Raw genomic sequence first — 18,051 nt, forward strand, 5'->3', positions numbered from 1 at the left:
GGCTCCGTTCACAGCGCCAGGGCGGAGGGCCGCGGGATCACCAGGCCGCGGCCAGCATCGCGCGGGTGTCCGCCAGGAGCTGCGGCAGTACCCGGGTATGGCCGACGACCGGCATGAAGTTGGTGTCGCCGCCCCAGCGCGGCACCACGTGCTGATGCAGGTGGGCGGCGATACCGGCGCCCGCGACCGCGCCCTGGTTCATGCCGATGTTGAAGCCGTGCGCTCCGGAGACCCGCCGCAGCACGGTCATCGCGCGCTTGGTGAACGCCGCCAGTTCCAGGGTCTCGGCCTCGTCCAGTTCGGTGTAGTCCGCCAGGTGCCGGAACGGCACGGTCATCAGATGGCCGCCGTTGTACGGGTAGAGGTTGAGCACCGCGTAGACCTTCTCACCGCGGGCGATGATCAGACCGTCCGCGTCGGACTTCTCCGGGATGGTGCAGAAGGGGCAGCCGTCCTCGGCGCCGGGGCCGCTCGGCTTGTTCTCACCCTGGATGTAGGCCATCCGGTGCGGTGTCCACAGGCGCTGGAACTGGTCCGGTGCCCCCACTCCGATCTGCTGCTCCGGCTCACTCGTCATGCCCGCCAGCTTATGCGCCGGGCGGCGCGGGACACGAGGAGGGGGCGGACCCGCGGCACGGCCGCCCCCTCCTCCTCGCGTCACAGCGGATGCACCCGGGGTCACACCTGGATACGGCGCTCCACGGCGTCGAGGATCTCCGCGATCGCCTCGTCCTGGGGGATGCCGTTCTTCTGCGAGCCGTCGCGGTAGCGGAAGGACACCGCGCCGTTGGCCACGTCCTCGTCACCGGCGATCACCATGAACGGCACCTTGGACTTCTGGGCGTTGCGGATCTTCTTCTGCATCCGGTCGGAGGAGGAGTCCACCTCCATCCGCAGGCCCTTGGCCTTGGCGGCGGCGGCGAACTCCGCCAGGTACGGCACATGGTCGTCGCCGATCGGGATGCCGACCGCCTGCACCGGCGCGAGCCACGCCGGGAAGGCACCCGCGTAGTGCTCCAGGAGCACGGCGAAGAACCGCTCGATGGAGCCGAACAGCGCGCGGTGGATCATCACGGGCTGCCGGCGGGAGCCGTCGGCGGCGGTGTACTCGAGGCCGAACCTGGCGGGCTGCTGGAAGTCGACCTGGATGGTGGACATCTGCCAGGTGCGGCCGATGGCGTCCCGGGCCTGGACGGAGATCTTGGGCCCGTAGAAGGCGGCCCCGCCCGGGTCCATGACCAGTTCGAGGCCCTGCTTGCCCGCGGCCTGCCGCAGCGCCTCGGTGGCCTCCTCCCACTCCTCGTCGGTGCCCATGAACTTGTCCGACTCGGGGTCGCGGGTGGACAGTTCCAGGTAGAAGTCGCTGAGGCCGTAGTCACGCAGCAGGTTCAGGACGAAGGTGAGCAGGTTGTCCAGCTCGTCCGGCATCTGCTCCTTGGTGCAGTAGATGTGCGAGTCGTCCTGGGTGAAGCCGCGGGCGCGGGTGAGCCCGTGGACGACGCCGGACTTCTCGTAGCGGTAGACGGTGCCGAACTCGAACAGCCGCAGCGGCAGCTCCCGGTAGGACCGACCGCGGGCGCGGAAGATGAGGTTGTGCATCGGGCAGTTCATCGCCTTGAGGCGGTAGTTCTGCTCGTCGAACTCCAGCGGCGGGAACATGCCGTCCGCGTAGTGCGGCAGATGCCCGGAGATCTCGAAGAGCCGCTCCTTGGTGATGTGCGGCGTGTTGACGAAGTCGTAGCCGGACTCCTCGTGCCGCCGGCGCGAGTAGTCCTCCATCACCTTGCGGACGACACCGCCCTTGGGGTGGAAGACGGCGAGCCCCGACCCCAGCTCCTCGGGGATGGAGAAGAGGTCCAGCTCGGTGCCGAGCTTGCGGTGGTCGCGCTTCTCGGCCTCGGCGAGGAACTCCAGATACTGCTTGAGCTCGTCCTTGGTGGGCCACGCGGTGCCGTAGATCCGCTGGAGCTGCGGGTTCTTCTCGCTGCCGCGCCAGTAGGCAGCCGCGGACCGCATCAGCTTGAAGGCGGGGATCAGCCGGGTGGAGGGCAGGTGCGGGCCCCGGCACAGATCCTTCCAGCACAGCTCGCCGCTCTTGGCGTCGAGGTTGTCGTAGATGGTCAGCTCGCCGGAACCGACCTCGGCCGAGGCGCCCTCGGCTGCGTCGGCCGCGTTGCCCTTGAGGCCGATCAGCTCCAGCTTGTACGGCTCGTCCGCCAGTTCCTCGCGGGCGTCCTCGTCGGTGGTGACGCGGCGGGAGAAGCGCTGGCCCTGCTTCTGGATCTGCTGCATCTTCTTCTCGATGCGCTTGAGATCGTCGGGAGTGAAGGGCTCGGCCACGTCGAAGTCGTAGTAGAAGCCGTCCTTGACGGGCGGGCCGATGCCGAGCTTGGCGTCCGGGAAGAGCTCCTGGACGGCTTGGGCCAGCACGTGCGCGGTGGAGTGGCGCAGCACGGCCAGTCCCTCGTCGCTGCCGATCTCGACGGGCTCGACCTCGTCGCCGTCGGCCAGCGGACGGTCGAGGTCCCGCAGCTCGCCGCCGATGCGGGCGGCGACGACGGAGCGCTCCCCCTCGAAGAGCGCGGCGGCCGTAGTGCCCGTGGTCACCACGCGCTCTTCCCGCTCGGAATCGCGTTGGATGGTCACACGGACATCTGACACCGGTCTCTCCTGACTCTCACCTGGGATACGCGGCCCGCGCCGCGCCGTCGAATCGTACCGAGCCACAGCGCCTGACCGCGAAACGGTCACGGTCCGCGACGGGAATCGGCCGCCGCATCCGGTCGCGGCCGCTTGCCGGGCCCCGGGGGACACCGCCGCGGCCCGCATTCGCCCGCGGCATCCCGCGGGCGGTTCGGCCGCCGGCCGGCCGCCCGTGCCGAGCCGGGTCAACCGCCCATGCCGCGCTCGAAGTCGTCGAGGGCCTTCCGCAGCCGCTTCAGCAGGCGCTCCCGGGCTTCTCCGGGCACCGGGACGGGGGCGACGTCGTGCGCGCCGCTCAGCCGCCGGAAGCCGCCCCGGCTCTCCAGCAGCCCGGCGATCCGCAGCGGCAGCCCCGCCAGATGGGAGTGCACGGCGCGGAGGTAGCCCTCGTCGTCCAGCCGGGCCCGCACCTGGGTCACCTCGGCCCCGGCCAGCACGTCGAGGCGTACCGAACCGGGCTCGCCGGGCCGGGCGCGGCGCAGCCGTACGACGGTTCCCGTCACCCGCACCGGGACCGAGGGCTCGACGCGCACGTAGTGCCGCCCGGCCAGTTCGAGTGCGGGCAGGTCGGCCGGGGTGAAGACGAGGGCCGGGGGCCGTCGCGGGCAGTCCCGCGGTGCTCCGGCCGTGCGCGACCAGGCGAGGGTGATCCGCACCTCTTCGGTGCCGCGCAGCAACTGGCACAGCGCGTCGGTGAGTTCGGCGCAGCAGCCGTCGGCGACGGCGGCGTCGAAGTGCTCGGTGGCACCGCTGGCGCGGTAGCGGCACACGGCCTGGGCGGTCGCCCGCAGCGCACGGCACAGCACGGCCAGCTCCCGGCCGCCGCCGTCCGGCGGCCCGGGCGGAGCCGAGGCGGTCAGCGCCCGCCCCGCCGCGCTCTCCTCGGATTCCTCCGCGTACCGCGCCCGCTGGGTGAAGGCGTCCGCCCGGCGGTCGCCGCGGGCTCCGTGGAACCCGGCGCTCCGCTGTGTCGCCAGGGCTCCGGCGCGGAGCATCGCACGGGCTGCCGTGTCCAGCTTCTGGCGCGCCCGCCAGGCGGCTGCCGTGTTGCCCGCGGGCAGTTCGCGTCTCCAGTGGATCTCGTCGTCGTCGGCGACGCCTCGCATCACGCTCTCCGTGTCCCGGCCACTCCCTTCCTTCTCCTGACCGTGGAGCGGGGCCGCAAAACGGAGCGAACAGCGGCAGATCGGAGGAGTCCAGGGGGCGGACACGCGAAAGGCCGCAGTGTCTGCAGACGCTGCGGCCTCGGGTACTCCTCCACGGATACCGGGTGGGCGATACTGGGTTCGAACCAGTGACCTCTTCGGTGTGAACGAAGCGCTCTCCCACTGAGCTAATCGCCCCGGGTGTTCCGCCGTCGGCCCGGCGGCACGTGCAGAACAATACAGTGCGTCTCACTCTTCATCCAAACCCCTTTCCAGCAGGGTCCGCAGGCCGTGCCGACCGCCGCGCATCATCAGCCGGTGGTTGGCGACGAAGAGGGGCCGGGCGGGGACGGCCAGCAGGCGCAGCAGACGCTTGCCCATCTCCACGTCCTGGGTGAAGAGCGCGACGCTGCCGCCGTCGGCGGGGCGGACGGTCCAGCGGGCCCGGCCGTCCAGATCGCCGCTCATGCCGACCTCCAGAATCCCGGCCGCCGGGTCGCGGCGGCGCGTGTGAAGGGCGATCGAGAGCCGGTAGGGCAGCGCGGCCCGGATGTGCAGGACACCGCTGTCGTCGCCGGTCCGGGTGAACCCGCGCACCTGGGGCCACCATGCGGGGTACGCCTCGATCCGCTCCAGTGCGGCGTACACCCGGCTCGGCGGGGCCGCCACCGGCCAGACCGCGCGGAAACGGTAGTGGTTCAGACCCACGCCGACCTCCCGGGAACGGGGACCCAAAATGCCGCAGGGCCCGGAAGCCGATCGCTTCCGGGCCCTGCGTGTGGCGTGGGCGATACTGGGTTCGAACCAGTGACCTCTTCGGTGTGAACGAAGCGCTCTCCCACTGAGCTAATCGCCCGCCGGCGGGCCCAACATTACCGCATGTCAGCGGGTGGTCATGACCATCAGGAGGACTGCCGGGCCGCCTTGCGCTCCTTGCGGGCGGCGCGGCGGTCCTTGAGCCACCGGGTGCCTTCCCGGTACTTGCGCTTGGTCCACCGCAGCACGTGCTGTGCCCAGACGAACTCGGTCGCCCAGACCGCCATCCCGCCGAAGATCACGAGCCAGCCGGGACCGGGCAGCGGAAGCATGATCACGCCGCCGGTCACGATCGCCAGACCGACGATGAAGATCACCACGCGCCAGCTCAGGTGCAGCGGCCTGGACGCCTGGACGAACCTCGGCGCACGGGAGCCGAGGGGCTTCTCCTCCCGGACCTCAGGCGGCATCGCGTCACTCTCCGCAGTCATGACAGACAAGGTACCTGACTCTTTTCAGCCAGGGCTGGTTCACTGGAATGGAGGCACTTCCCAAACCTACAAGAGCCGTACGAAGGAATCGATTCCGTACAAAACAGTCAGAGGGGTTTACAACCGGCGCGTAGGTGGCATGTCGATTTCGCCGACGTGCGAATCCCCGAGCGCACACTGAGCGAAAGGCCCTGGCGCTTATGAACACAACGGTGAGCTGTGAGCTGCACCTGCGCCTCGTTGTTTCGAGCGAGTCCTCACTGCCTGTACCAGCGGGCCTGCGGTACGACACGGCGGACCCCTACGCCGTGCACGCCACCTTCCACACCGGTGCCGAGGAGACCGTGGAGTGGGTCTTCGCCCGCGACCTCCTCGCCGAGGGGCTGCACAGGCCCACGGGCACCGGGGACGTCCGAGTCTGGCCGTCCCGCAGCCACGGACAGTCCGTGGCCTGCATCGCCCTCAGCTCCCCGGAGGGCGAGGCCCTGCTCGAGGCCCCGGCGCGGGCACTGGAATCCTTCCTCAAGCGGACCGATGCGGCTGTTCCGCCCGGTACCGAGCACCGCCACTTCGACCTCGACACCGAGCTCTCGCACATCCTCGCGGAGAGCTGAGACCGCCGGTCACCGCGGCCGTCCGACTCGGGGCGACGGCCGACGGTCCGGCAGCCGTGTGCCACGGCACCGCTTCGTGTAACGGCACACTGCGACGCCGCCGCCGCGTACTCGTACGCGGCGGCGGCGTCGCTGCGTGCGGCGACAAGGCGGACACCGTCCGGAAACACCTGCCGGCGGGCCGGAGCCCAGCGACTAGGCTTCCCCACAGGCCGGAGAATTCCCCCGGACACGGCAGGAGCGACCCGTGCAGATCAACCACGACACCCGGTGCGCGCTCGACCAGGCGGTCGAGCTGCTGAACACCATGGCGGACGGCGATTCCCCCGACACGCTGGTGTCCGTGGCAGACCTGCGCTCCTACACGGAGCGCACCAACGTCAGCGGGGTCGGCGCACTGTCCGAGGACGACGTGCGTGCCGTCCGCGCGGTACGGGAGCGCTTCGCCCAGGTGTTCGCCACCGAGGACACGCGCACCGCGGCGAGGCTGCTCAACGCACTGGTCGCCGAGGCGGGCACCACGCCCCAGCTCACCGACCACGACGACTACGACTGGCACGTGCACTACTTCGCGCCCGGCGCCTCCGTCGCCCAGCACCTGGCGGCCGACTGCGGGATGGCGCTGGCGTTCGTCCTCGTCGCGGGTGAGCGCGACCGGCTGCGGCGCTGCTCGGCGCCCGACTGCCGACGGGTCTTCGTGGACCTGTCCCGCAACCGCTCCCGCCGCTACTGCGACAGCCGCACCTGCGGCAACCGCCTCCACGTGGCCGCCTACCGGGCGCGCCGGCGGGAGTCGGCCGGGAGCAGCGTCCCGCGCTGAGCACCCGGCTCTGCAGCGGCAGCCACCCCTGCCCGGCCGTGGCCGGCCCTGTCAGAGCAGCAGCAGATCGTGCACCCCGGCGGCACCGAGCAGCACCGCGATCACGGCGAGGAACAGCATCAGCGGCGGTTGGGAGAGTGCGTACAGGCATCCCTTGGGCTCGGAGGGCGGCAGCTCGTCGAGCTCGATCGCGGAGTTCGGCGTCGTGTCCATCTCGCCGCGATCATGTCGCAGCCCCGGCGGCCCCGGGCGACTGCTCCACCCCTTTCCCGGTGGTTTCCGCCGGAAAGCCCGTTGCGCTGCGGGCACGCGTGCTAGGGCAGACCGGCACGCGGGGACGGCAGGTGCCCGGCCCGGACGAGCCGAGTGGAGGAGCTAGATGCCGTGCTTCTTGAGGATCGCCTCGATGTCGGAGAAGTCCTCGCTCGGCTCGGCACCCTTGCCCTTGCCCTTGCCGGCGCCCTCGCCGGATGCGGACCTGCCGGACACGGGCTGCTGCCGGGTGGCGGGTGGCCCGGACGTGCCGAGCGCGGGGGCTCCTGCGGCGGGCTCCGCGGCCCGGGTCTCCCGGCGGGACGCCGCCGATCCGCTGCGGGCCGCGGCGGCGCGGCCGATGATCCACAGCACGACGGCGCAGGCCAGCACGGCGAACCCGGCCCAGACGGTGGGCTTGAGCACCAGATCGGCCGCCCAGCCGCCGACCGCCCTGCCGATCTTGCCGCCGAGCCCGACCAGGCCGGACATCGCCAGCCCGACCGGCACCAGCGCGACGGCGGCCAGTCGCGTCGCGGCGGCGAAGCGGCGCCGCCACGCCGTGAGGAAGGCAATGGCCAGGCCGGCCGCGGAGAGCGCGGCGCAGACGGTGGTGGTGAGCATGTCTCCATGGTCGCACCGGCCGGGCGGTGACGGCCATGGCCGGGTCCGCGGTTCAGGGAGATCTCCGGGTAGGCCCCCTCCTGGGGGCTGAGAGACTGTCGCCATGGACAACCCCACCGACTCCGGCACCGCCCTCCCGCAGCCCCGCGCCACCCTGGAGGTGTGGTGCGAGCTGCAGTGCCCGGACTGCCACCGCGCCCAGGCCGATCTGCGGGCCCTGCGGGAGCGGTACGGCGACGCGCTGGAGATCCGGCTACGGCACTTCCCGCTGGAGAAGCACAAGCACGCCTATGCGGGGGCCCAGGCGTTCGAGGAGGCGTACGAACAGGGCAGGGGCGCGGAGTACGCCGAGGCGGTGCTGGCCCGCACCGGGGAGCTGACCGAGCGGGGCGAGGCGCTGCTGCTCGAGGTGGCCCGCGACCTGGCCCTGGACGCCGAGGAGTTCGAGACGGCCCTCATCGACGGGCGGCATCTGCTGGTGGTCGACGCCGACCAGGCCGAGGGCAAGGCGATCGGGGTGACGGGTACCCCGACGTACGTCCTCGACGGGCAGCGGCTGGACGGCGGCAAGAGCCAGGAGGGGCTGCGCGAGCGCATCGAGGAGATCGCCGACCGGCTGCTGGGGCGCTGAGCAGCGGCCGTCACAGCAGCGTCTTGAGGTAGTGACGCTCGACCGTCCGGTAGCCGAGCGAACCGTAGAGCCGCCGGGCCGGTGTGTTGCCGGCGAAGACATTGAGTCCGAGGCATTCGGCCCCGGCGTCCAGACAGACGGATTCCGCGGCCAGCATCAGGGCGCGCCCGTGGCCCTCGCCCCGTCTTCCGGGCAGCACGCGGACGTCGTAGACCCAGGCGTGGACATCGCTGCGGGGCAGCCCGGTGAAGCCCAGCCAGATCGCCCCGACCGCGGTCCCCTCGCAGGTGAGGACGCGTAGTGCGGCCCCCGCCGAAGCTGCGCCGTCCGGCAGGTGCGTACGCCGTACGGCCGTGGACCGGGCGAGGGCCTGTTCCCGGGAGTGGCCCTGCTCGACCAGCCCGGCGACGAAGGTGGCGGCTCCCTCCTCCCACCAGGCGTCGAACTCGGCGTCGGCCAGCGGGCGTATCGCGCGGCCCGTGGGCAGCGCGGGGCGCGCGTGCAGCGGCTTGGTCAGGTGGCTGCTGCGCTCCGCGTAGCCGAGCGCAGCCAGCAGGCGCACCCCCGCGGGCGCCCGCTCGCCGCCCGCTTCGGCGTCGGCGGGCGCTTCGGCCCCGGCGGGCGCCTCGGCGTCGGCGGGCGCCTCGGCGTCGGCGGTCAGCGGGACGCTCGCCTCGACGCGGGTGCAGCCCCAGCCGCGGAGCACCTCCTCGGCGGCGAGTGCCGCCACGGCACCCCGGCCCCGCCGCCGCTCCGCCGGCTCGACGTACAGCCGCAGCCGTCCCAGCGCCGGGCCGTCCTCCGGCGCACGGCTGAGATGGACGGTGCCCACGGGACGGGAGTTGACCCGGATCTCGTAGGCACGCGCACGGCCGCCCTCGGGCGGGCGGCTCTCCGGACCGGTGGGGCGCAGAGTGGTCGTCACGGTGTCGTTCTACCCGGGCGGCCGCCCGGTGCCCACCTGCCGGGCACCGGATCCACGCGGATCGGCAAGCGCCCCCGCGGCGGCGTCCGGCACCGCTACGGGTCGATGTCGGCCGCCGAACGCTCCTCGAAGATCCGCATGGCCTTGGCGGTGACCGGGCCCGGCGCGCCGGGCAGAACGCGTCCGTCCAGCCGCGCCACGGCCTGCACGTCGCGCAGGCTGGAGGTCACGAAGACCTCCTCGGCCCGCTCCAGCGCCGCCATCGGCAGATCCGTCTCGTGCGCGCCCGCCCACTCCAGGACCAGAGCACGGGTGATCCCCGCCAGGCAGCCCGAGGCGAGCGGCGGCGTGTGCAGTTCGCCGTCGAGGACGACGAAGACGTTGGACCCGGTGCCCTCGCACAGCCGTCCGTGGGTGTTGGCGAACAGGGCCTCGGTGGCGGCCTGTTGCCGGGCACGGGCGAGCGCGACGACGTTCTCCGCGTACGAGGTGGTCTTCAGCCCGGTGACCGCACCGCGCTCGTTCCGGGTCCAGGGGACGGTGACGACCGAGGTGGTGTCCGGGCGGCGGGTCGCCTCGCCGAGGGCGACCACGAGGGTGGGGCCCGCCGCACCGCGGTCCGAGCCGAGCGGTGAGACGCCCCCGGTGTAGGTGATCCGCAGCCTGCCGTAGGGCATCGGGTTGGCGGCGGTGACCGCTTCGCAGGCCCGCCGCACCTCGTCCGCGTCGGGCTCGGGCAGGCCGAGGCCGCGCGCCGAGGAGGCGAGCCGCCGCAGATGCCGGGTGAGCGCGAACGGGGTGCCCTCCACGGTCCTGAGCGTCTCGAAGACCCCGTCCCCGACTGTCAGTCCGTGATCGAACACGGAGACGTTCGCGCTGTGTGCGTCCTGGAGTCCGCCGTCGAGCCAGATCTTCACTGCTGTTCACCTCGGGGAGCCGCTGGGGGCCGCTGTGTCACCGGACGGGTGCCGGGCGCGGCCGATGCACGCGCTGTGGTGGCCTCGGCGTTCTTGCCGTTCCCGGCGTTCTGGGAGTTCATGGTGTTCTCCCCCGACGCTACCGCGAGCAGCCGGGAAGCCTTCAGTTCCGTCTCCCGCCATTCCTGCTCCGGGTCGGAGTCCCAGATGATGCCCGCGCCCGTGCCGAAGCGCAGCAGGGGGCGGGGGTGGTCGCGCTCGATCCAGAACGTGCGGATGCCGACGGCCAGCGCTCCCGTCCCCCGGTCGGCGTCGACCCAGCCGATGCCGCCGGTGTACGGACCGCGCGGCGCCGTCTCCAGCGCGTCGATCAGCCGCAGCGCGGAGGACTTGGGCGCGCCGGTGATCGAGCCGGGCGGGAAGGTGCCCGCCAGCAGCCGCGCCCACCCGCCGGCACCGCCGACGGAGGGCCCGGCGTCCTCCGGCAGCTCGCCGCGGACGGTGGAGACCAGGTGGACCAGGTTCCGGTAGGGCTCGGGCGCGCACAGCGCGGGGACGGTGATGGAGCCGGGCACGCACACCCGGCCGAGGTCGTTGCGGACCAGGTCGGTGATCATCACGTTCTCGGCCCGCTCCTTCTCGCCCAGGTCGGCCGCAGAGCGGCCGGTGCCCTTGATGGGGCCGGACTCGACGGTGCGGTCCGCGCGCCGCAGGTACAGCTCCGGGGAGGCCGTGGCGATCTCCACGCCGTGCGCCGGCAGGCGCACGGTGCCCGCGTAGGCCGCGGGGGTGCCGACGGCGAGCCGGGCGGTGAGCTGATCGATGTCGGCGGCCCCGGGCGCGGGGTCCGGCAGCGGCGCGGACAGCACGCGGCAGAGGTTGACCTGGTAGACGTCGCCGGTGCCGATCGCCGCCCGGATCCGCCGCACACCCTCGGTGTAGGCGGCGCGGTCCAGCGAGCTGACCCAGTCGCCGGCTGCCGGGCCGCGCCAGCGGCCGGGCAGCGGCGCGGGGAGCGGCGCCGGGCGTACGTCGCCGAAGCGGGCGCAGCACAGCCCGCCCTCGTAGTCGGCGACGACGGCCCACCACCCCGAGGAGTCGAGCGCCTCGGGGTCGCTGGTCACGTCGCGGAGGTCGGTGGCGAGGTGGCCGCCCAAGCGGGCGAGCGGGGTCAGATCGGACACGGTTTCGAGTCTATGAGGAGGGCGGGGGCGGCCACGCTGCGGAAACGGAATTTGAGCTGGCACGGGAATCCGCTAAAGTTCAACACGTCGCCGAGGCGCAAGCGCCCCGGGGACGGCCTCCCGGGTGCGTCCCGGAAAAGGCACTGCGGACGTGGCTCAGTTGGTAGAGCATCACCTTGCCAAGGTGAGGGTCGCGAGTTCGAATCTCGTCGTCCGCTCGATGTGGGGACCTCCCGGGCCCCACACCTGGTGGAGTGGCCGAGAGGCGAGGCAACGGCCTGCAAAGCCGTCTACACGGGTTCAAATCCCGTCTCCACCTCCAAGGACGATTAGCTCAGCGGGAGAGCGCTTCCCTGACACGGAAGAGGTCACTGGTTCAATCCCAGTATCGTCCACCGGGTCCGGTCACCACCGGACCTTCCGCGCGGTTAGCTCAGCGGGAGAGCGCTTCCCTGACACGGAAGAGGTCACTGGTTCAATCCCAGTACCGCGCACGGACGATTAGCTCAGCGGGAGAGCGCTTCCCTGACACGGAAGAGGTCACTGGTTCAATCCCAGTATCGTCCACACCTGATCGAGGGCCCCCGGCGGTTTCGCCGGGGGCCCTCGTCCGTGTTCCGGGCTCCCGTGCTGCGGGCTCTCCTGTCGGCTCCCCCTGTCGCGGGCTCCCGTGCCCGGAGGCGGATCCGCGCTCAGGAGGAGAAGAGCATCCGTCCGAAGCCGCGGCGCCCGTGGTGGCCATGGTGGCCGCCGTGGTGCCCGTGACCGTACGAGCCGTGCTGCGGCGCACCCCAGGCCGGTCCGGCGGGGTAGCCCTGCGGTCCGGGCGGCGGCGGAGGCGCCGACTGCCCCCACTGCGCCTCCAGCCTGGTGAGAGCCTCCAGCTCGCCGTAGTCGAGGAAGATTCCCCGGCAGCTACCGCACTGCTCGATCTGCACACCGCTGCGGTTGTACGTGTGCATCGGCGCACCGCACTTGGGACACTGCATCATTCGTCGGATTCCTCTCCCTACCGGTTGCCCACCGGTTCCCTCACCGGTGACCGGACACCCCCGGCCCCGGTCGGCACTGCTCCAGCCTACGGCCCCCGGGCCGCGAGGAGTTCGGCACCTGCGAAAGCGCCGCGATCCGGGCGCACGCGGCCACGCACGCCTCCTCCGCCTCGTCCAGGGAGCGGCCCTCGGCACCGGCCTTCGCGACGCCGAGTGCCGCGCTCTGCACCGTCAACGCCCGGGCCGGCGCGTCGAGATACGGCCACGGGTCGGAACCGGCCAGGGCATGCGGCAGGTGCTCGCCGGGGGCGGCACCGGCCGCCGCGGCGCCTTCGACGGTCCGGGCGTAGGCGCCGAGAAAGCACTCCCACTCCGCGGCCGGGAGGAGGCCGGCCGCGAACCAGGCGGCGGGGCGCGCCAGGTCCCAGGCGGGGTCGCCCAGTCCGACGTCGTCGATGTCGATGAGCTGCCAGGGTCCGTCGGGCCGCGGATGGCGGACGAGCTGGCCGAGGTGGAAGTCGCCGTGGCACAGGGTGCGGGAGGCCGGGCCCGGCTCCTCGTCCCGGCACCAGGGCGGCAGCCCGGCCCATGCGCGCTCGACGACCTCCGCCGACGCGCCCTGCCCGCCCCGGGGTGCGCGCCGCATCCGGGCCAGGGCCCGGGCCGCCTTGGCCGGGCCGCGCATCGGCGGCAGTGGACCGGGGAGCCGCCCGGGCGCCGGGAGCGGCGCCGTGTGCAGCCGGGCCAGCAGCACACCCGCCGCTCCCCAGGGGGCTGCCGCCGCGTCGTCCGGGTCGACCGGGGTGCCGAGGGGCCAGGTGCTGCCGAGCCGCCCGCCGGGCAGCCGGGAGGTGGCGCCGCCGGAGGCGGGGGGCAGCAGCACCCCGCGGTACTCGGGGGCGGCCGCAATCCGGATCCGCACGTCCAGCGCGGGCGCCTCGGCGTCGGGCGCGTGCGCCTTGGCGACCCGGTCGCCGACCCGCACGACCACGGCGTCGGAGCGGTCGGCGAGCACCTCGCCGACCCCCCGGGGGTCACCGGCGAGCACGGCGAGGGCCCGGTGCAGCGCGCGGTTGCCGCCAGGGCTCTCAGGATCGGCCACGAGTACTCCACAGGTTCGACGAGGGCACCGTACGGCGCGCCGCTGCTCCGGGGGCGCCGAGCTCCGGACCGGCCGCCGGATACGCGAGGGCCCGGGCAGCTCCCCAGCTGCCCGGGCCTCGTGCCGTCCGCCGCACCCCCGTCCCCACGGGGCTGTAGAGCCGGAAGTCCCCGACCCGGTCCGCTCCACCGGGCCCGGGGCCGCTCAGGACCCCAGCATTCCGGCCACGGACGACGCCTGTGTCAGCACCATCCGGCCCCAGCCCGAGACGAGGCCGAGGAGGAGGGCGAGTGGCAGCACCATGGCGGCGGCCACCAGCGGATGGCGACGGCCTCCGGGGCGGGCGCCGAGATCGGCGAGCGCCGAGAGCCGTCCCTTTCCCGCGGGCGCCGTGCGCCCGGCCGTGTACGCCATGATCCGCTCCTGATCGTTGTCTGGAGCGGCGGACGTCCGACCTCGGGGGACGAGTGCTGCGCCCGCCGCTCGACAACCACATTAGGCAGGGCTGCCCGGGGCGGCGTCATGCGCGCGTACCGACTCGGGGCCTCCCGCAGGATGACGTGCGACGGGGCCGCCTACTCCCCAGGGTGGAGGGCATCCTCAGCCCTCCCAGGGTCTTCCCCCAGGGGGTACCGCCGCCCGGTCCCCCGCACGGCCCGAGGGGGTGAGTTGCCTCACTCCCCCGCCGCCGCCCCGCGCCGGTCGAGCCGCTCCCTCCGGCCCGGCGAGGCGGGCGGCACAGGCTGCTCCGCGCCGTCGGCCACCGCCGCGCCGGGCGGATCCGTCAGGGCGTCAAACACCCTGCCGCGGGGCTGTTTTGACGGAGCGGAACCGCGGGCGCGGAGGAGTGCGGAACCGGCGCGTCCGGTGGAGTCCCCCTCGGCCGCCGGGCTCTGACATCCCGTCTGGCGCCGCGTGCGCGGCCTATCGTCGGCTCGCCGCGGCAGTCCGTAAGCTGTGGTCGTCAGACGGACCGGACACCGGCGGGCTGCTCCCCGGCCGGGTGCCGGAGGTGGGCCATCCGCCCACCGGACACCGGAGGTAGGAACGGACATGGCGATGATGCGGCTCCGGCGCGAGGACCCGCGAGTCGTCGGCTCGTTCAGGCTCCACCGGCGCCTGGGAGCCGGCGGCATGGGCGTGGTCTACCTGGGTTCCGACCGGCGCGGCCAGCGGGTCGCGCTGAAGGTGATCCGGCCGGACCTGGCCGAGGACCAGGAGTTCCGCTCCCGCTTCGCGCGCGAGGTGTCCGCCGCGCGGCGGATCCGCGGCGGGTGCACCGCCCGGCTGGTGGCCGCGGACCTGGAGGCCGACCGCCCCTGGTTCGCCACCCAGTACGTGCCGGGCCCCTCGCTGCACGACAAGGTGAACGAGAGCGGCCCGCTGCCCGCCGCGCAGGTCGCCTCGATCGGCGCCGCACTCGCCGAGGGCCTGGTGGCGGTGCACGAGGCGGGCGTCGTGCACCGTGATCTGAAGCCGTCGAACATCCTGCTGTCCCCCAAGGGCCCGCGCATCATCGACTTCGGTATCGCCTGGGCGACCGGGGCGAGCACGCTGACGCACGTGGGCACAGCGGTCGGCTCTCCCGGGTTCCTGGCACCCGAGCAGGTGCGGGGCGCGGCGGTCACCCCGGCGACGGACGTGTTCGCGCTGGGCGCCACGCTGGCGTACGCGGCCACGGCGGACTCGCCGTTCGGGCAGGGCAGTTCCGAGGTCATGCTCTACCGCGTGGTGCACGAGGAGCCACTGCTGGACACCGTGCACGCGGCACTGGCCCCGCTCGTCCACGCCTGCCTGGTCAAATCGCCGGAGGACCGGCCCAGCACGCTGCAGCTCTCGCTGCGGCTCAAGGAGATCGCGGCGCGGGAGGCCCGCGGGCTGTCCGACGGCGGGGATCCCGCGCCGGGCGCCCGGGCGGCGTGGCACGGTGAGCGGCCGGGGACGGGCGGACGGCCGCTCCCCGGCGGGAGGGCCACCGGGGAGCGCCGCCCCCGGGATCCGATGCAGCAGCGCACCCAGCGGGACACCGTCGGCTGGGAGCGCGAGCGGGCGGCGAGCGCGCCCCGGGCCTCGACTCCCCGCTCGGCGCGTTCGACCACGTCCGGCGCCTCGCGTGCCGCGCGGGACGCCGCACATCCGACCGGCAGCGGTACGCGCAGGGGCGAGCGCCCGCCCCGCCGCCCGGCGGCGCCGCCGGCTCAGCGGAGCGGGCGGACGGCGGGCGGCAGACCGACCGGGCCACGCCAACGGCCCGCCGCCCGGCGCGGGCGCCCCGGCGGGCTCGGTCCGGCCGCCCGCAAGAGGAGGCTGCTGCGGCAGCGGCTGATCGTCTTCGTCACCGTGACCCTGCTGGTCGCCCTGGGCATCGCGCTGGCCCAGGGGTGCGAGGGCCCCGCCCGCGGGCTCGGCAGCGCCTCCGTGCAGGTGCCGTGACCGGGGAGCGGCGGGTGCCGTGACGCGGCGGCCGGCCTCGGGCGCGCGGGTCCGGCGGGGCGGCCACGCTCCAGTGGTCGGCGGCCGGGGACGGCCGGCCTCGGGCGCGCGGGTCCGGCGGACCGGCGGCGCGTCCCGCGGGCCGGGATGCCGCGCCGACGGCGGACTCCGGCGGCTCCGCAGCAGACGCCCGGTGTGCCGGTCGGCCCGCCGTCTCAGTCGGACTGCCGCGCGACCGCGTAGAAGGCGACGGCTGCGGCGGCGCCCACGTTGAGCGAGTCGACTCCGTGTGCCATCGGGATGCGGACCCATTCGTCGGCGGCGCGCAGCGCGCGGGTGGACAGCCCGCTGCCCTCCGCGCCCAGCAGCAGAGCCGCGCGGTCGCCACAGCGCCGGGTGGCGGTGTCGATGGGGACGGCCTTCTCGTCCGGCGTGAGGGCGAGCAGCGGGAATCCCGCGTCGCGTACCGTCTCCAGGCCCTGCGGCCAGCTCTCCAGCCGGGCGTAGGGCACGGCGAACACGGCGCCCATCGAGACCTTGACCGAGCGGCGGTAGAGCGGGTCGGCGCAGTCGGGGGAGAGCAGCACGGCATCCATGCCCAGTGCGGCGGCGCTGCGGAAGATGGCGCCGATGTTGGTGTGGTCGTTGACCGACTCCATGATCACGACGCGGCGGGCCGTGGCCAGCAGGTCCTCCGGCCTCGGCAGCGGCTTGCGCTGCATGGAGGCCAGGGCGCCGCGGTGCACGTGGTAGCCGGTGACGCGCTCGGCCAGGTCCGGGCTGACGGCGTAGACGGGTGCGGGCACCTCGTCGATGACGTCGCGCATGACGTCGATCCACTTCGCGGACAGCAGCATCGAGCGCATCGCGTACCCCGCCTGCCGGGCCCGGCGGATCACCTTCTCGCCCTCGGCGATGAACAGCCCTTCGGCGGGCTCGCGCCTGCGCCGCAGTTCGACGTCGGTCAGGCCCGTGTAGTCGCTCAGCCGGGGGTCGTCGGGCGCGTCGACGGTGACGAGCCCGCCGGCCGGCGGGTCGCCGGGGGTGCCGGGGGAGGATGAGGTAGCCACAGGCCGATACTGCCCTGTCCCGCTCGAAGTGCCAATGCGTCGATACCGCCGCGTAGGGGTGCTTGTCCGGGGCGTTCCCGGCCGGTCACGGCGCGGTCGGGCCCACCGCCACCACATCGCCGATCACGACGACGGCCGGGGGCCGTATGTCCTGCGCAGCGGCGCGGTCGGCGGCCGTCGCCAGGGTGGCGTCGACCCGCCGCTCGGTGGCCATGGTGCCCTCCTGGACGATGGCGACCGGGGTGTCGTCGGGGCGGCCGTGCGCGCGGAGCGCAGCGGCGATGGCACCGAGGTTCTCCACGGCCATCAGCAGCACGAGGGTGCCGCGCAGCCGGGCGAGCGCGGTCCAGTCGACCAGCGAACGCGGGTCGTCGGGCGCGACATGGCCGCTGACGACGGTGAACTCGTGGGCCACGCCCCGGTGGGTGACGGGGATACCGGCCGCGCCGGGCACGCTGATGGCGCTGGAGATGCCCGGGACGACGGTCACCTGCACCCCTTCGGCGGCGAGTTGCTCGGCCTCCTCCATGCCGCGGCCGAAGACGAACGGGTCGCCGCCCTTGAGCCGCACCACGGACCGCCCGGCCTTGGCGTGCTCGACCAGGACCGCGTTGATGGCCTCCTGCGCCATCGCCCGGCCGTAGGGGATCTTGGCCGCGTCGATCACCTCGACGTGCGGCGGGAGTTCGTCCAGCAGGTCGCGGGGGCCGAGCCGGTCGGCGACGACCACGTCGGCCTGGGCCAGCAGTCGGCGGCCCCGCACGGTGATCAGATCCGGGTCGCCGGGTCCGCCGCCGACGAGAGCGACGCCGGGGGTGCGGGGCCCGCGCTGTTCCGCGCCGAGCGTGCCGTCCCCGAGCCGGGCCACGACGGCGTCCCGGATGGCGGCCGCGCGGCGCGGGTCCCGTCCGGCCGCGCCGTGCTCCCCGCTGGTGAGGACGGCGACGGTGATGCCGTCGCTGCGGCCGGTTGCCGGGGTCCACGCGGTGCCCCGGTCCGCGTCGTCCGCACGGACGCACCACACCCGGCGGGCCTCGGCCTCCGCGACGATCGCGGCGTTGACGGCGGCGTCGTCGGTGGCCGCCAGCGCGTACCAGGCGTCCGCGAGGTCGCCGTCCCGCCAGGCGCGGCGCTCCCAGGTGATCTCCCCGGCGGTCGCCATGGCCTCGACGGAGGGCGTGGCCTCGGGCGCGACGAGGGTGACCCGCGCACCCGCCGCCAGCAGCGCCGGGAGGCGGCGCTGCGCCACGGTGCCGCCGCCGACCAGTACGACGCGGCGACCGTCCAGGCGGAGTCCTACGGGGTAGGCGGGAGTGGCGGAGGTTTCCGACATCTGGGACGGCATCCTTCTCGAGAGGGCGGGCCGGCTCGTCCACCGGGCCGAGGGCGACG

At 73.8% G+C, this 18,051-nt stretch carries 18 protein-coding genes, 7 tRNA genes and 1 pseudogene; 9 read left to right on the forward strand and 17 right to left on the reverse strand.

The window, feature by feature from the left end:
* Window positions 1–37: 37 nt before the first annotated feature.
* The 7 genes and pseudogenes from BMX65_RS12590 to BMX65_RS12620 all read right to left on the reverse strand — a co-directional run.
* Complete coding sequence (locus tag BMX65_RS12590) at window positions 38–577, reverse strand: HIT family protein (protein WP_075000343.1); 540 nt, start codon at window positions 575–577, stop codon at window positions 38–40.
* A 101-nt stretch (window positions 578–678) separates the two neighbouring features.
* Complete coding sequence (gene thrS / locus BMX65_RS12595) at window positions 679–2,646, reverse strand: threonine--tRNA ligase (RefSeq protein WP_162637630.1); 1,968 nt, start codon at window positions 2,644–2,646, stop codon at window positions 679–681.
* Window positions 2,647–2,888: 242 nt separating this feature from the next.
* Entirely contained in the window at window positions 2,889–3,809 is a 921-nt protein-coding gene (locus tag BMX65_RS12600) for a hypothetical protein (RefSeq protein WP_075000345.1), read from the reverse strand.
* A gap of 165 nt (window positions 3,810–3,974) precedes the next feature.
* Window positions 3,975–4,046, reverse strand: a tRNA-Val gene (locus tag BMX65_RS12605).
* A gap of 51 nt (window positions 4,047–4,097) precedes the next feature.
* On the reverse strand, window positions 4,098–4,556 hold the full coding sequence (locus BMX65_RS12610; RefSeq protein ID WP_075000346.1) for an SRPBCC family protein: 459 nt from the start codon (window positions 4,554–4,556) through the stop codon (window positions 4,098–4,100).
* 76 nt (window positions 4,557–4,632) lie between these two features.
* Window positions 4,633–4,704, reverse strand: a tRNA-Val gene (locus tag BMX65_RS12615).
* 76 nt (window positions 4,705–4,780) lie between these two features.
* A pseudogene (locus BMX65_RS12620) lies at window positions 4,781–5,095 on the reverse strand (TIGR02611 family protein); the annotation flags it as partial.
* Between the two features lie 200 nt (window positions 5,096–5,295).
* Here BMX65_RS12620 and BMX65_RS12625 point away from each other — a divergent pair.
* Together BMX65_RS12625 and BMX65_RS12630 are read left to right on the forward strand one after the other, a co-directional pair.
* On the forward strand, window positions 5,296–5,709 hold the full coding sequence (locus BMX65_RS12625) for an SsgA family sporulation/cell division regulator (protein WP_026005227.1): 414 nt from the start codon (window positions 5,296–5,298) through the stop codon (window positions 5,707–5,709).
* A 247-nt stretch (window positions 5,710–5,956) separates the two neighbouring features.
* Window positions 5,957–6,529 carry a CGNR zinc finger domain-containing protein gene (locus BMX65_RS12630; RefSeq protein ID WP_075000348.1) on the forward strand — a complete coding sequence of 191 codons (573 nt, stop codon included), beginning with the start codon at window positions 5,957–5,959 and terminating at the stop codon, window positions 6,527–6,529.
* A gap of 51 nt (window positions 6,530–6,580) precedes the next feature.
* On the opposite strand, the gene BMX65_RS12635 is transcribed toward BMX65_RS12630, so the two are convergent.
* The gene (locus BMX65_RS12635) at window positions 6,581–6,742 is read right to left on the reverse strand and encodes a hypothetical protein (protein ID WP_177214255.1); all 162 of its coding nucleotides are present in this window, start codon (window positions 6,740–6,742) and stop codon (window positions 6,581–6,583) included.
* Between the two features lie 162 nt (window positions 6,743–6,904).
* On the reverse strand, window positions 6,905–7,405 hold the full coding sequence (locus tag BMX65_RS12640) for a hypothetical protein (protein WP_075000349.1): 501 nt from the start codon (window positions 7,403–7,405) through the stop codon (window positions 6,905–6,907).
* 103 nt (window positions 7,406–7,508) lie between these two features.
* Between BMX65_RS12640 and BMX65_RS12645 the strand changes: the two genes are divergently transcribed.
* Window positions 7,509–8,036: a DsbA family protein gene (locus tag BMX65_RS12645; protein WP_075000350.1), complete on the forward strand. Its 528-nt coding sequence runs from the start codon at window positions 7,509–7,511 to the stop codon at window positions 8,034–8,036.
* Between the two features lie 10 nt (window positions 8,037–8,046).
* Here the strand turns inward: BMX65_RS12645 and BMX65_RS12650 are convergent, their stop codons facing one another.
* The 3 genes from BMX65_RS12650 to BMX65_RS12660 all read right to left on the reverse strand — a co-directional run bounded on the left by BMX65_RS12650 (window position 8,047) and on the right by BMX65_RS12660 (window position 11,062).
* Entirely contained in the window at window positions 8,047–8,961 is a 915-nt protein-coding gene (locus BMX65_RS12650) for a GNAT family N-acetyltransferase (RefSeq protein WP_075000351.1), read from the reverse strand.
* A 95-nt stretch (window positions 8,962–9,056) separates the two neighbouring features.
* On the reverse strand, window positions 9,057–9,878 hold the full coding sequence (locus BMX65_RS12655; protein WP_075000352.1) for an aminotransferase class IV: 822 nt from the start codon (window positions 9,876–9,878) through the stop codon (window positions 9,057–9,059).
* Entirely contained in the window at window positions 9,875–11,062 is a 1,188-nt protein-coding gene (locus BMX65_RS12660) for a chorismate-binding protein (RefSeq protein ID WP_075000353.1), read from the reverse strand. Before BMX65_RS12660 ends, BMX65_RS12655 begins: the two co-directional genes overlap by 4 nt.
* 145 nt (window positions 11,063–11,207) lie before the next feature.
* On the opposite strand from BMX65_RS12660, the gene BMX65_RS12665 reads away from it, so the two are divergent.
* The 5 genes from BMX65_RS12665 to BMX65_RS12685 all read left to right on the forward strand — a co-directional run bounded on the left by BMX65_RS12665 (window position 11,208) and on the right by BMX65_RS12685 (window position 11,629).
* A tRNA-Gly gene (locus BMX65_RS12665) sits at window positions 11,208–11,280 on the forward strand.
* Window positions 11,281–11,310: 30 nt separating this feature from the next.
* Window positions 11,311–11,384: transfer RNA gene (locus BMX65_RS12670), tRNA-Cys, on the forward strand.
* A 1-nt stretch (window position 11,385) separates the two neighbouring features.
* A tRNA-Val gene (locus tag BMX65_RS12675) sits at window positions 11,386–11,457 on the forward strand.
* Between the two features lie 27 nt (window positions 11,458–11,484).
* A tRNA-Val gene (locus tag BMX65_RS12680) sits at window positions 11,485–11,556 on the forward strand.
* Between the two features lies 1 nt (window position 11,557).
* Window positions 11,558–11,629, forward strand: a tRNA-Val gene (locus tag BMX65_RS12685).
* 125 nt (window positions 11,630–11,754) lie between these two features.
* Here BMX65_RS12685 and BMX65_RS12690 read toward each other — a convergent pair.
* The 3 genes from BMX65_RS12690 to BMX65_RS12700 all read right to left on the reverse strand — a co-directional run bounded on the left by BMX65_RS12690 (window position 11,755) and on the right by BMX65_RS12700 (window position 13,570).
* The gene (locus BMX65_RS12690; RefSeq protein WP_177214256.1) at window positions 11,755–12,054 is read right to left on the reverse strand and encodes a TFIIB-type zinc ribbon-containing protein; all 300 of its coding nucleotides are present in this window, start codon (window positions 12,052–12,054) and stop codon (window positions 11,755–11,757) included.
* A 40-nt stretch (window positions 12,055–12,094) separates the two neighbouring features.
* On the reverse strand, window positions 12,095–13,156 hold the full coding sequence (locus BMX65_RS12695; RefSeq protein ID WP_075000354.1) for a phosphotransferase: 1,062 nt from the start codon (window positions 13,154–13,156) through the stop codon (window positions 12,095–12,097).
* Between the two features lie 204 nt (window positions 13,157–13,360).
* The gene (locus BMX65_RS12700; RefSeq protein WP_075000355.1) at window positions 13,361–13,570 is read right to left on the reverse strand and encodes a hypothetical protein; all 210 of its coding nucleotides are present in this window, start codon (window positions 13,568–13,570) and stop codon (window positions 13,361–13,363) included.
* 639 nt (window positions 13,571–14,209) lie between these two features.
* Here BMX65_RS12700 and BMX65_RS12705 point away from each other — a divergent pair.
* Window positions 14,210–15,589: a serine/threonine-protein kinase gene (locus BMX65_RS12705; RefSeq protein WP_075000356.1), complete on the forward strand. Its 1,380-nt coding sequence runs from the start codon at window positions 14,210–14,212 to the stop codon at window positions 15,587–15,589.
* 215 nt (window positions 15,590–15,804) lie between these two features.
* Here the strand turns inward: BMX65_RS12705 and BMX65_RS12710 are convergent, their stop codons facing one another.
* Together BMX65_RS12710 and cobA are read right to left on the reverse strand one after the other, a co-directional pair.
* The gene (locus BMX65_RS12710; protein ID WP_075000357.1) at window positions 15,805–16,659 is read right to left on the reverse strand and encodes a TrmH family RNA methyltransferase; all 855 of its coding nucleotides are present in this window, start codon (window positions 16,657–16,659) and stop codon (window positions 15,805–15,807) included.
* Window positions 16,660–16,744: 85 nt separating this feature from the next.
* Entirely contained in the window at window positions 16,745–17,992 is a 1,248-nt protein-coding gene (gene cobA / locus BMX65_RS12715; protein ID WP_075000358.1) for a uroporphyrinogen-III C-methyltransferase, read from the reverse strand.
* Window positions 17,993–18,051: the final 59 nt, after the last annotated feature.

The sequence above is a fragment of the Streptomyces qinglanensis genome, from assembly GCF_900111245.1.
GTDB classification, from domain to species: Bacteria; Actinomycetota; Actinomycetes; order Streptomycetales; family Streptomycetaceae; genus Streptomyces; species Streptomyces qinglanensis.

Coding starts and splice junctions, on each gene's coding strand:
- BMX65_RS12590 (WP_075000343.1), bottom strand. CDS start 577: ATGACGAGTGAGCCGGAGCAGCAGATCGGAGTGGGGGCACCGGACCAG.
- BMX65_RS12690 (WP_177214256.1), bottom strand. CDS start 12,054: ATGATGCAGTGTCCCAAGTGCGGTGCGCCGATGCACACGTACAACCGC.
- BMX65_RS12625 (WP_026005227.1), top strand. CDS start 5,296: ATGAACACAACGGTGAGCTGTGAGCTGCACCTGCGCCTCGTTGTTTCG.
- BMX65_RS12645 (WP_075000350.1), top strand. CDS start 7,509: ATGGACAACCCCACCGACTCCGGCACCGCCCTCCCGCAGCCCCGCGCC.
- BMX65_RS12635 (WP_177214255.1), bottom strand. CDS start 6,742: ATGGACACGACGCCGAACTCCGCGATCGAGCTCGACGAGCTGCCGCCC.
- BMX65_RS12705 (WP_075000356.1), top strand. CDS start 14,210: ATGGCGATGATGCGGCTCCGGCGCGAGGACCCGCGAGTCGTCGGCTCG.
- cobA (WP_075000358.1), bottom strand. CDS start 17,992: ATGTCGGAAACCTCCGCCACTCCCGCCTACCCCGTAGGACTCCGCCTG.
- BMX65_RS12700 (WP_075000355.1), bottom strand. CDS start 13,570: ATGGCGTACACGGCCGGGCGCACGGCGCCCGCGGGAAAGGGACGGCTC.
- BMX65_RS12600 (WP_075000345.1), bottom strand. CDS start 3,809: ATGCGAGGCGTCGCCGACGACGACGAGATCCACTGGAGACGCGAACTG.
- BMX65_RS12640 (WP_075000349.1), bottom strand. CDS start 7,405: ATGCTCACCACCACCGTCTGCGCCGCGCTCTCCGCGGCCGGCCTGGCC.